At 69.3% G+C, this 11,559-nt stretch carries 14 protein-coding genes; 8 read left to right on the plus strand and 6 right to left on the minus strand.

Annotated features, from left to right (window positions below; genetic code table 11):
- Positions 1–247 precede the first annotated feature (247 nt).
- A complete protein-coding gene (locus tag JHN45_RS45435; protein WP_019073398.1) occupies positions 248–460 on the minus strand; it encodes a DUF5326 family protein in 213 nt (70 codons plus the stop codon).
- Positions 461–657: 197 nt separating this feature from the next.
- On the minus strand, positions 658–975 hold the full coding sequence (locus tag JHN45_RS45440; protein ID WP_019073397.1) for a cupin domain-containing protein: 318 nt from the start codon (positions 973–975) through the stop codon (positions 658–660).
- A 48-nt stretch (positions 976–1,023) separates the two neighbouring features.
- Between JHN45_RS45440 and JHN45_RS45445 the strand changes: the two genes are divergently transcribed.
- The 5 genes from JHN45_RS45445 to JHN45_RS45465 all read left to right on the plus strand — a co-directional run bounded on the left by JHN45_RS45445 (position 1,024) and on the right by JHN45_RS45465 (position 4,866).
- Positions 1,024–1,401 carry a phage holin family protein gene (locus JHN45_RS45445; protein WP_019073396.1) on the plus strand — a complete coding sequence of 126 codons (378 nt, stop codon included), beginning with the start codon at positions 1,024–1,026 and terminating at the stop codon, positions 1,399–1,401.
- 7 nt (positions 1,402–1,408) lie between these two features.
- Positions 1,409–1,954, plus strand: coding sequence for a low molecular weight protein-tyrosine-phosphatase (locus tag JHN45_RS45450; protein ID WP_201055277.1), 546 nt, complete (start codon positions 1,409–1,411; stop codon positions 1,952–1,954).
- Positions 1,951–3,108 (plus strand): cystathionine gamma-lyase, encoded by a 1,158-nt coding sequence (locus JHN45_RS45455; RefSeq protein WP_201055280.1) that lies wholly within the window; start codon positions 1,951–1,953, stop codon positions 3,106–3,108. The genes JHN45_RS45450 and JHN45_RS45455 overlap by 4 nt, the downstream gene beginning before the upstream one ends.
- Before the next feature lie 228 nt (positions 3,109–3,336).
- Positions 3,337–4,272, plus strand: coding sequence for a LysR family transcriptional regulator (locus tag JHN45_RS45460; protein WP_201055281.1), 936 nt, complete (start codon positions 3,337–3,339; stop codon positions 4,270–4,272).
- Positions 4,273–4,383: 111 nt separating this feature from the next.
- On the plus strand, positions 4,384–4,866 hold the full coding sequence (locus JHN45_RS45465) for an NUDIX domain-containing protein (protein ID WP_019073392.1): 483 nt from the start codon (positions 4,384–4,386) through the stop codon (positions 4,864–4,866).
- Positions 4,867–4,884: 18 nt separating this feature from the next.
- Here JHN45_RS45465 and JHN45_RS45470 read toward each other — a convergent pair whose 3' ends face one another.
- Positions 4,885–6,594 (minus strand): globin domain-containing protein, encoded by a 1,710-nt coding sequence (locus JHN45_RS45470; protein WP_374195684.1) that lies wholly within the window; start codon positions 6,592–6,594, stop codon positions 4,885–4,887.
- A 305-nt stretch (positions 6,595–6,899) separates the two neighbouring features.
- Positions 6,900–7,535 carry an HAD family phosphatase gene (locus JHN45_RS45475; RefSeq protein ID WP_201055283.1) on the minus strand — a complete coding sequence of 212 codons (636 nt, stop codon included), beginning with the start codon at positions 7,533–7,535 and terminating at the stop codon, positions 6,900–6,902.
- A gap of 193 nt (positions 7,536–7,728) precedes the next feature.
- Here JHN45_RS45475 and JHN45_RS45480 point away from each other — a divergent pair, with 193 nt between their 5' ends.
- Positions 7,729–8,604 (plus strand): GNAT family N-acetyltransferase, encoded by an 876-nt coding sequence (locus tag JHN45_RS45480; RefSeq protein WP_201055284.1) that lies wholly within the window; start codon positions 7,729–7,731, stop codon positions 8,602–8,604.
- A 69-nt stretch (positions 8,605–8,673) separates the two neighbouring features.
- Here the strand turns inward: JHN45_RS45480 and JHN45_RS45485 are convergent, their stop codons facing one another.
- Both JHN45_RS45485 and JHN45_RS45490 read right to left on the minus strand, forming a co-directional pair.
- The gene (locus JHN45_RS45485) at positions 8,674–9,096 is read right to left on the minus strand and encodes a heme-binding protein (protein WP_201055285.1); all 423 of its coding nucleotides are present in this window, start codon (positions 9,094–9,096) and stop codon (positions 8,674–8,676) included.
- A 123-nt stretch (positions 9,097–9,219) separates the two neighbouring features.
- A complete protein-coding gene (locus JHN45_RS45490) occupies positions 9,220–10,428 on the minus strand; it encodes an MFS transporter (RefSeq protein ID WP_200713272.1) in 1,209 nt (402 codons plus the stop codon).
- 141 nt (positions 10,429–10,569) lie between these two features.
- Here JHN45_RS45490 and JHN45_RS45495 point away from each other — a divergent pair, with 141 nt between their 5' ends.
- Positions 10,570–11,028: a MarR family winged helix-turn-helix transcriptional regulator gene (locus JHN45_RS45495; protein WP_019073386.1), complete on the plus strand. Its 459-nt coding sequence runs from the start codon at positions 10,570–10,572 to the stop codon at positions 11,026–11,028.
- A gap of 43 nt (positions 11,029–11,071) precedes the next feature.
- Positions 11,072–11,524: a GNAT family N-acetyltransferase gene (locus JHN45_RS45500; RefSeq protein ID WP_200713271.1), complete on the plus strand. Its 453-nt coding sequence runs from the start codon at positions 11,072–11,074 to the stop codon at positions 11,522–11,524.
- Positions 11,525–11,559 lie beyond the last annotated feature (35 nt).

Consider the following 11,559-nt stretch of genomic DNA (forward strand, 5'->3'; position numbering starts at 1 on the left):
GGGTGGGGGGTGCGTGCGGTTCTACGGGTGCGGTGTCAACCGTGGCCAAGGGTCACTTCCGGAGCGCGAGGTGGCAGCCCGTGCGGGGAACACGGGGAGGGGGTGCGCCGCCCGCGGGGTTCGTCCCCGCGTCGAATTCCGGACTGTAACCGCCTGCCACCGCCCGCAGACGGCCTGTCCGGAAAACTTCCCCCGCCCGAGGGAACCGGTGATTCCTGTTACCGATCACCGGTTGCCCGGCAGGGCCTCACCAGTCGCTGCGTGAGGAGGAACCCGCCGTGAACTTCCGCACGACGTAGATCAGTCCGCCGACCAGCGCCACGAAGACCAGCGCCTTGAAGAGCAGTCCGATGACGACCGTCAGAACGGCCGTTATCAGCCCGCCGAACACGACCAGGGCGATGACCGGCACCGCGACCCACTTCACCCACCACGGCAGTCCGCCGAAGATCTCTCGCATCGCCCTCGTCCTTTACCTCTCCGCCCGTCGCTCGTACCGGGTCCTGTCGGTGTCCGGCACTGCTGTGCCGGACCTCTGATGTCCTGCACCCGATGCTAGGGCGGCCGAAGGCAGAACGGGGGCCTCGCATCCCTTGTCCTCCCCTGACCGTTCCCCTAGGGAACCCTGAGACGCGGGGTCAGGCTTCAGGGGGAGAGTCAGGCCTCCGGCGGCGAGAACACCACCAGCACCCGCAGATCCTCGCTGATGTGGTGGAACTTGTGGGCCACCCCGGCCGGCACATAGACCACGCTGCCGCGCGCCACCTGGGTGGTCTCCATGCCGACGGTGATCGCGGCACGGCCGCTCACGACGAAGTAGACCTCGTCCTGGTTGTGCGGCTGCTGCCGGTCGTGGTCGCCCGCGTCGAGCGCGTAGAGGCCGACCGACATGTTCTTCTCGCGCAGGAACTGCAGGTATGCGCCGTCGTTGGCGGCACGCTCCGCCTCCAGTTCATCCAACCGGAATGCCTTCATCGCCCTCGTCCACGCTCGGATTCGATCTCTTCTGTCACGATCAGACACATGAAGAATTTCCTAGTCAAGACGATCGCCAACGCGGGTGCCCTGGCGGTCGCCGTATGGCTCATCGACAAGATCACCCTGACCGGCGACAGCACCTTCAAGAAGGTCTGGACCCTGATCCTCGTCGCCCTGGTCTTCGGCCTGGTGAACTTCCTGGTCAAGCCGATCGTCAAGGTGCTGACCTTCCCGCTGTTCATCCTGACGCTCGGTCTGATCACCCTGGTGGTCAACGCGCTGATGCTGCTGCTCACCTCGTGGCTGGCCGACAAGCTCGACCTGAGTTTCCACGTCGACGGCTTCTGGACGGCCGTCCTGGGCGGCCTGATCATCTCGGTCGTCTCCTGGGCGCTCAACCTCGCCCTGCCCGACGGGGACTGAGCGCGCGATGACCTACCGCGTCAGCTTCGTCTGCACCGGCAACATCTGCCGCTCCCCGATGGCCGCATCGGTCTTCCGCGCGCGGGTGGAGGAGGCCGGGCTCGGCGATCGGGTCGAGGTCGAGAGCGCGGGCACCGGCGGCTGGCACGAGGGCGACGGCGCCGACCCGCGCGCCGTCGCCGTCCTGGCGGAGCACGGCTACGGGACCGACCATGCCGCACGCCAGTTCCAGGCCTCCTGGTTCGCCCGCCTGGACCTCGTCATCGCACTCGACTCCGGCCACCGCAAGACCCTGCGCCATCTCGCCCCGACCGAGCAGGACGCCGAGAAGGTCCACCTGCTGCGCTCCTACGCCCGCCCGTCGCCCGACCACCACCCCTCAACGAGTGCTTCGCACGCCCCTTCTGATTCCGCCGGCGACGACGACCTCGACGTACCGGATCCGTACTACGGGGGTCTGGACGGCTTCGAAGAGTGTCTTGAGATGGTGGAGGCGGCGAGCGAAGGCCTGCTCGCCGCAGTACGCGAGGAAGTGGAGGGACGAGCGATATGAGTGATTCCGCTGCAGACGGAGGTGTCAGAGGCGTTGCCGGGGACGGCACGCTCGCGGTGCGGGCGGGTCTGCCCGAGCCCGTCAGGCACGAACCGACCCTGCCCGGGCCGGTGTTCGCCGCGCACTTCCATCTCCCGGGCGAGGTGACGGGCCCGTACAGCTACGGCCGTGACGACAACCCGACCTGGACCCACCTGGAGCGCGCCATCGGCGAGCTCGAGGCGCCCGGGCTGAACGGCGTCGAGACGCTCGTGTTCGCCTCCGGCATGGCAGCCATCTCGTCGGTGCTCTTCTCCCAGCTGCGCGCCGGCGACACGGTCGTACTGCCGAACGACGGCTATCAGGTGCTGCCCCTGGTGCGCGCCCAGTTGGAGGCGTTCGGCATCGAGGTACGCACCGCGCCGACCGGCGGGGACTCTCAGCTCGACCTTCTCGACGGCGCGAAACTGCTGTGGATCGAGACCCCCTCGAACCCCGGACTCGACGTCTGCGACATCCGGCGGCTCGTCGAGGCGGCACACGCGCGTGGCGCCCTCGTGGCCGTCGACAACACCCTCGCCACGCCCCTGGGACAGCGCCCGCTGGAACTCGGCGCCGACTTCGCCGTGGCGAGCGGCACCAAGCAGCTCACCGGGCACGGGGACCTCCTGCTGGGATACGTCGCCGGAACCGACGCCTCCGCGATGACGGCCGTACGCCGTTGGCGCAAGGTCATCGGCGCGATCCCCGGGCCCATGGAGACCTGGCTCGCGCACCGCTCCATCTCCACGCTCCAGCTGCGCGTGGACCGGCAGGACGCCACCGCGCTGATCCTCGCCGAGGCACTGCGGGGGCGGGACGACGTCACGGGGCTGCGTTATCCGGGGCTGCCCGACGATCTCTCGCACAAGGTCGCCTCGCGGCAGATGCGGCGCTACGGGTGTGTGGTTTCGTTCACGTTGCCCACGCGCGCGCGTGCCGAGCGTTTTCTCGACGCGCTGCGACTCGTGGACGACGCGACGAGCTTCGGCGGGGTGCGGTCCACCGCCGAACGCCGGGGACGCTGGGGAGGGGACGCGGTGCCGGAGGGCTTCGTTCGCTTCTCGGTGGGCGTCGAGGATCCCGAGGACCTGGTGGCCGATGTGCTGCGTGCGCTGGACGAGTCGGCGCGGTGACCGCTTTACGTACCGCCGGTCGGTGTCCGGCTACGCACAACGGACGGTCCGAGCCTCCCCCCTCGTGGCTCGGACCGTCCTCGGTTCTGCGCGCGAAGAACCGCGCGCACAAGGCTAGTTGACTCTGTGTCAGTGTCCAATCACAGTAGCGACAGCGGCCTATCGACTTATTTATAGTTGGGCCCTGCCCGGGGCCGGAGAAAGGGCGGGGAAAGGAGAGTGCGTGCCATGGATCTGGCCTTGCTGCGCACCTTCGTGACCGTGCATCGAGCCGGCTCCTTCACTCGCGCCGCAGCCCTGCTCGGTCTCTCGCAGCCCGCGGTGACGTCCCAGATCCGCACCCTGGAACGGCAGTTGGGCCGCCCCTTGTTCCTGCGCCAGGCCCGTGGAGTCACCCCCACGACCATGGGCGACGAACTCGCGCACAAGGCCGCCCCGCATCTCGACGCCCTCGTGGAGATAGCCGAGACCGGCCCCGACAACGACTCCTCCCTGCGCACCCTGCATCTCGCCGGGCCGCCCGAGTTCACCGCCGAGCGGGCGCTGCCCGCGCTCACGGAGCTGACCGGCGACGACGGCCAGTCCTTCGCACTGCGCGCCTCCTTCGGGAACGCCGAGGAAACCCTGGAGGGGTTGGCCGCCGGACATCACGATCTGGCCATCAGCACGGCCCGTCCACGGGGTGCCCTGCTCACGGCGACAACGCTCTGCGACGAGGAACACGTCCTGGTCGCCGCTCCGCACCGGGCCGAACAGATCCGCTCCGGCTCCGGCTCCGGCTCCGGCTCCGGCTCCGGGAAGCTCGATCGCATGGACGCGCCGACCCTGGACGACCTCCCCGTGGTCGAGGTGCACGAGTCGCTGCCCTTCGTCTCCCGGTACTGGGCCTCCGTCTTCGACTCCCGCCCGGCCGCCTCGGGCAGCGTCATCGTTCCCGACCTGCGCGCGGTGCTCGCCTGCGCGACCGCGGGCGCCGGACTCGCGGTGCTGCCCCGGTATCTCTGCGCCCTCGCCCTGGAACGCGGCGAGGTCGTCCCGCTCCACGAACCGGCGGTACCACCCCTGCGGACGTACTTCCTGGTCGTCCGCACCGGAACTCTCGCGATGCCGCACATCGCCCGGGCTCACGAGTGGTTGCACCGCGCGGCCACGGGATGGGGCTGACCAGGTACTTTGTCGCCGCCTAGCGTCGACGCCGCCAAATGTCACGCTCTGAACCAACAAGGTGACGTTTCGCGATGTTTCACGTGGAACCAGCCGGGCCACATTTCTCCCATGACCGTCCGACCCGTGGTCAAGCGCACCGCACGTGCCGTTCTCCTCGACGGCGACGACCTGATCCTGATCAAGCGCACCAAGCCTGGTGTGGATCCCTACTGGGTCACGCCTGGTGGCGGAGTCGAGCCCGAGGACACCACCGTCGTCGATGCCCTGCACCGCGAGGTGCACGAGGAGCTCGGCGCCAAGATCACCGACGTGGTTCCCTGCTTCGTGGACACCGTCGAGCACATCGGCGCGGACGCCACGGCGACCGGCGTGAAGGTCCAGCACTTCTTCGTCTGCCACCTGGAGTCCATGGACCCGGCGCTGCGTCACGGCCCCGAAGTGGACGCTCCTCTCGGCGAGTACGAGATCGTCAGAGTCCCGTTCACCCGAGTCGGCATCGCGTCCGTCCATCTCGTGCCCCTGTCCCTGCGGCACTATCTGGACGGCAACATCGAAGGGGTCCGCGCGATGCACGCCCCGGACCTCGGCTGACCGCTCCGGCGCCAGGGATCAGTCCCCGGCGGCCACCAGCTCCTCGACCGAGTCGTGCCGTATGCGTTCCGCCGGGATGCCGACGTCCTTCAGCGCGTCGACACCGCTGCGGATCATTCCGGGCGGACCCGAGACATAGGCGTCGTAGCCGCGCCATGGCCCGTACGTCCGGATGGCGTCCGGGAGTTGGAGATGCGCCTGCTGGTCGACGACCGTCCGGACCGTGAGCCACGGGTACGCCTGCTGGAGCCGGAGCATCGTGTCGATGTCATAGAGGTCGTGGTCGGTACGGGCCCCGTAGAACACCTCCACCGGCCGCCGCTCGCCGTGCTCGACCACGTCCTCGACCAGTGCCCTGATCGGCGCTATGCCGGTGCCACCACCCAGGCAGAGCAGCCCGCTGTCGGTGGCGTGGTCCACGGTCATCGAGCCGGCCGGCGGACCGAGCCGGATGACGTCACCGGGTCGGGCGCGGTGCACCAGCGCGTTCGACACCCAGCCCGCCGGGACGGCCTTCACATGGAAGGTCAGCAGCCCGTCCGAGCGGGGCGCCGAGGCGAAGGAGTAGTGCCTCCAGATCCGCGGCCACCAGGGCGTCTCCAGGCTCGTGTACTGCCCGGCGAGAAAGGGGTAGGGCTGGTCGGGGCGGACGGTGACGACCGCGATGTCCCGGGTCCGGAGATCGTGGGTGACGACCTCCGCGTGCCACCAGGCCGGGGCGCGCAGTTCGTCCGCGGCAGCCGCGTCGATCATGACCTGCGAGATCGTCGTGTACGCCCGGACCCAGGCCGCCTCCGTCCCGGCGTCCCAGACACCGGAGGCGTACTTGTTGAGCGCCCCGATGAGGCACTCGCCGACGGCCGGGTAGTGCTCGGGCCGGGTGCCGTACTTGCGGTGCCCGCGGCCGAGGTTCTGCAGATACGCGACGAGGACCTCGGTGTTGTCGATGTGCTCGGCCGCGGTGAGCAGCGCCTTGAGCAACCGGTCCCGCTGGGTGTCCATCGCCGCCGGGAACAGCGAGCGCAGCTCGGGGTGGCGTACGAAGAGCAGCGCGTAGAAGTACGAGGTGACCTTGTCGGCCACCGGGGCGACTTCGGCCATGGTCCGGCGGATGAGCACGGCGTCGGGAGACGCGTTCTCGGTGACGGTGCCGACAGACCGCTGGGCGGGCACATGCACGACGGCCGCCGAATCCGTCGCGGCGGCGGGCGGCACGGGTGCGGCCGACCACCGCGCGGGAGGCAGGGCCTGAGCGGGCGTGGAGGGTGACGGCTGCGCGGGTGACGGGGGTGCGGAAGGCTGGGTCTGAGCTGGAGCCAAGGGTGGAGGTGCGGGAGACGAGGCTTGAGCAGGGACGAAGGGCTGCGGAGGTACGGCAGACGGAGGCCGGGCCGGGGTGAAGGGCTGGGGGGCGGTCGTGGTCGGCGGTATTCGCTCCTGGTCGGGCGGGCCGCCCTGCGGCGAACCGTGTCCGTCCGGTTCCGGCGCGAGGCCGTCTGCGCTCTGCGCGGACCGATCCGAACTCGCTGTGGGCGGAGGCTCGTTGACACCCGCCGCGGACCTGCGAACCGGTCGCATCACGGCCGGACGCCGTACCCCTGTCGTCTCCCGCTCTTCGCCCGGAGGCACCTCCGGCTGCTTGCGTGGCGTGAACCAGCCGCCTCCGCTGCTGCCGCTTCCGCCGCCGGACGGGCCGTTGTCGGCCGACGTGGTGGTCGGAGCGTCCATGGTGTGCCTCGCCTCGAACATCTTTCGGTCGGTCGGCGTGCTTCCCCCATCGGAAGCTGCCTGCTTTCCGCGCGGACTGCTTGCTTTTCCCCGTTCGCTCAAGCGGCCAATACAGCCATATCCAACCCACATTCCCGCTGCGTACGGACAAGTAAGGCGAGAGTGTGACATTGCCCGCAGTACTCTCCTGCGGCACCCGGCTGCGGACCAGAACCGGAGTCGACCATACCGGCCCTCGGTACGCGCACAAGTCCCGCATTGCTCCCCCGTGAACAGGCGGAGGGGCGAACCATCAATTCCCTCAACTACCGGGCGCCGCGCACCAATTCGTAGGCATCCCACAGATCCCGTCCCGCATAGGAGTGGGTGGCAAGGCCCGCCAGATGTCCATCCGCGTTCACCGCGACGGAGACGGGCACGGCACCGAACAGATCCTTGTCCGACATCGAGTCGCCATAGGCGACACAATCCGCCCTCGTCACCCCGAACTCCTCACACAGCCGATCCGCGATCACCACTTTGGCGGCCGCATCGAGGACTCCGGTCAGGTCCATGGAAGGCTCACTGAAGGGCACGGCGGGGAAAAGCGATCCGTGTGCCGCGTGCGCACCCCAGCCCGTGAGCCGCTCCACGAAGAAGGACGGCGAGAGCGAGACGACGGCGCAGTATTCGCCGGCGCTCCGGATCTCGGCCCAGACGTCACGGATCCGAGCCAGCCAAGGGGCCCCTTCAAAGGCCGCCGCCACATGCGCCTCCGTGAGATCCGCCCAGAGCGCGTACACACGGGTCGCATACTCCGGCGGCCCGATCAGCCCAGCCGAAATCTCCTGCTCAAGCGCCACTGTCTCGGCTTCCAGACCGAGTTGACGTGAGATCTCCAGGGGTGCGCTGGTTCCGTGCAGCAAAGTGCCGTCGAGGTCGAAGAGATGAAGTCTCGCCATGGGCCACGAGGTTAGTGGGCGGAACTGTGACACTTTCGCGAGCCTGCCGGATGCTGGCCGTTCGCCGCTGTTTCACGTGAAACATCCGGCTTCCGCCGAGCCGTCGTGCAGTCGGCCATGACATGGCCAAAAGCAGGTACGTCTCCCCGGAAACGGGTGGACGCCGACAACGCAGTCAGACAGCCTGACCTGCGTGCCGACTCACTCCCTCGCCGCTCTGCCCATCCGCCGGCTGACGCTCCGCGATCGCATCGCCTGCGCCGACCTGTCCGAGGACCGGGGGTGGCCACGCGAGGAGCACAAGTGGGGCTTCCTCCTCAGCGCGGGGACGGGGTACGGCATCGACAGCCCGGAGGGCGGCCTCGGCGCGGCGTGTGTCGTCACGGAGTACGGCCCGCAGGACCGCCCGGATCTCGGCGCCATCGGCATGGTCCTGGTCGCCGAACGCCATGCCCGCCAGGGCGTGGGACGGCGGCTGATGCGCCACCTGCTGTCCGTGTTGAGCCCCACGCCACTGACCCTGCACGCGACCCCGAACGGCCTCCCGCTCTACGAGGAACTCGGCTTCAAGGTGACCGGCCGGGCCGAGATGCTGCGCGGTCGTTTCACCCCTGCCGGATCCGATGGACCCGAGTCCCGGATCGCCACCCGTGCGGCCACGGCCGAGGACCTCACCGGCATTCTCCGGCTCGACGAGGAGGTGTTCGGCACCGACCGCACGCCCCTCATCACACGACTGCCCGCCTTCGCCGACCAGTTGCGGGTGGCGCAGGACAACGGCCGGATCATCGGGTACGCGGCGGCCTGGCCCAACATGGACACACAGGTCGTGGGCCCGCTGATCGCACAGGATCCGGAGACGGCGAAGGCTCTCCTCGCCTCACTCGCCGCCCGTACCGACCGCCCCCTGCGCACCGACATCGACGTACGCCACGAAGAGCTCCTGTCCTGGGCGAAGGCACGTGGGCTGGAGTACTGCGCCTCCAACTCCGTGATGACATACGGAATCGCGGAGCTGCCCGGCGACTGGACACGACGGTTCGCGCCCCTCACGGTCGCGGCCGGCTGACACCTCCGGGCATGGAGAACGCCGACTCCCGACCTGGTCGAGAACCGGCGTTCCAGCCGCCTTGAGACGTCAGACAAGTGCTTCTACGGCGGCCTGGGCGAAGCCGTGGTCCTGCGACGGCGCGCCGCCACCGACCCCGATCGCTCCGATCAGCCGACCGTCGCGGTGCACCGGGAGACCGCCCGCCATGAACAGCAGCGGTCGGTCGAGCGCGGTCGGCAGGGTGTGGAAGAGGCCTCCGGGCTGGACGGCGTCGACGAGGTCGGCGGTGGCCGCGTTCAGCTGAAGCGCGGTGTACGCCTTGCGGGTGCTGGTCTCCCCGGAGATCAGCACGGCCCGGTCGTCGCGCCTGAAGGCGAGCAGATGACCGCCCGCGTCCAGCACGGTGACGCTGACCGTGACCCCGGCGGCCTCCGCGGCACGGCGAGCGTGGTCGACGAGCGCTTCGGCGTCCTGGATGGTCAGCGGGGCTACGGCGGTGGTGGTGCTCATCAGGGTTTCTCCTTGCGGGTGTTGCTGTTGGTGGTGTCGGAAGGACGGATGGGACGGACGGGTGCGGTCGGGAGTCGCAGGGACGGCCCTGGCCCCGTGTCTCCCCGCCGCTGCCCGGCGGGGTCAGTGGTGGACGACGGTCCGCTGCTCGCTCGGCAGGCCGCCCGCCACGACCGTGCCGCGGGCGCCGGTGCGGCGCTCCAGGGCGGCCGAGAGGATCGCGAGGACCAGGGCGGCCGCGGCGAGGGCGGCGCCGACCCAGTTGGGGGCGGTGTAGCCGAGGCCGGCCGCGATGACGATGCCGCCGAGCCAGGCGGACAGCGCGTTGCCGAGGTTGAAGGCGCCGATGTTCACCGCGGAGGCCAGCGTCGGGGCGCCGTGCGCCTGGTCGAGGACCCTCTTCTGCAGCGGCGGCACGGTGGCGAAGCCCAGGGCGCCGATGAGCGCGATGGTGACGGCTGCCGCGATCTTGTTGTGCGCGGTGACCGTGAAGAGCGCGAGCACCACGGCCAGGGCGCCGAGCGAGACGTACAGCATGGGCATCAGGGCGCGGTCGGCGAACTTGCCGCCGATGAGGTTGCCGCCGACCATGCCGAGGCCGAAGAGGACGAGCAGCCAGGTGACGGAGCCGTCGGCGAAGCCCGCGACATGGGTCATCATCGGCGCGATGTAGGTGATGGCCGCGAAGACACCGCCGAAACCGAGGACGGTCATCGCCATGGCGAGCAGCACCTGGGTGTTCTTGAAGGCGGCCAGCTCGTGCCGTAGTCGCACACCCTCGGGCTTGGGCAGGTCGGGCACGAGCTTGGCGATGCCGGCCAGGCCGATCACGCCGAGCCCCGCGACGATGGCGAAGGTGACGCGCCAGCCGACGGACTGCCCGACGAGGGTGCCCAGCGGGACGCCGACGACATTGGCGACGGTCAGCCCGGTGAACATCATCGCGATGGCTCCGGCCTTCTTGTCCGGGGCGACGAGCTCGGCCGCGACGACCGAGCCGATGCCGAAGAAGGCGCCGTGGGCGAGCGAGGCGACCACACGGCCGATCAGCATCACGGAGAAGCTGGGGGCGACGGCGGAGAGCAGGTTGCCGACGATGAAGAGGCCCATCAGCAGCATCAGCATCCGCTTGCGGGGGATCTTGGTGCCGAGGACGGTCATCAGCGGGGCGCCTATCACCACACCCAGCGCGTAGCCGGTGACCAACAGGCCGGCGGTGGGGATGGAGACCCCGAAGTCACCCGCGACCTGGGGCAGCAGACCCATGATCACGAACTCGGTCGTTCCGATTCCGAAGGCCCCGATCGCGAGGGCCAGGAGCGCGAGAGGCATGGGGATGTACCCTTCCCAGAAGATTGCAGGAGCGCTTTGCGTGCGTTCACAATAGTTGCAGACGCGGGCTATATGCAAGCGCGGACTATTTCACCTGTGCTCTATCCTGGGTTCAGCCGCTCCGGGACGGAGGAAACGCCAATGACAGCGACGGACCCCGCACTCACTGCCCTTGCCCAGGGCTGGTGCGCACTCTCCCTGTTGCACGGGAGGATCGAGGCGCACATCGAGCGCGCCCTGCAGGCCAAGCACGACCTGAGCATGCGGGAGTACTCCCTGCTCGACGTGCTCAGCCGACAGCACGACGGGGACGGAGGCCATCTGCAGATGCGGCAGGTCGCCGACGCGGTCGTCCTCAGTCAGAGCGCCACCACCCGGTTGGTCACCCGACTCGAGGACCGCGGTCTGCTCGCCCGGTATTTGTGCCCGACCGACCGCCGGGGCATCTACACGAACGTCTCCGAGGCCGGCCTCGCCCTGCTCGAAGAGGCTCGCCCCACCAACGACACCGCCCTGCGCGAAGCTCTCGACGCGGCGGCGGGGAACCCCGAGCTGGCGCCGCTGGTCCGCGTCGTGGAGTCGATGCACGCGCCCGCATAGCCTGCCCCGTCCCTCGCCGCACACCGCTGCCTAAGGTGTGAGCATGGGAGATCTTGAGATACGAGCCGCGGCCACCGAAGACGTCCCCGCCATCGTCGACATGCTCGCCGACGACCCCCTGGGCTCCCAGCGCGAGTCGCCCGAGGACCTGACGCCCTACCTGGCCGCTCTGGAACGCCTGACCGCCGACCCCAACCAGCACCTGGTCGTCGCCGTGCGCGAGGGCCGTGTCGTCGGCACCCTCCAGCTCACGGTCATTCCCGGGCTGTCGCGCAAGGGCGCCACACGCTCGATCATCGAGGCCGTACGGATCCACGCGGACGAGCGGGGCAGCGGCCTGGGGACACAGCTCATCGAGTGGGCGATCGCCGAATCGCGCCGCCAGGGCTGCCAGTTGGTCCAGCTGACCTCCGATGCCACCCGTACCGACGCCCACCGGTTCTACGAGCGACTCGGCTTCACGGCCTCGCATGTGGGCTTCAAGCTCCCGCTCTGAAGAAGAGAGGTGTCGTGTTTCACGTGAAACACGAC

It is taken from the genome of Streptomyces sp. MBT53 (assembly GCF_016654115.1).
Classification (GTDB): domain Bacteria; phylum Actinomycetota; class Actinomycetes; order Streptomycetales; family Streptomycetaceae; genus Streptomyces.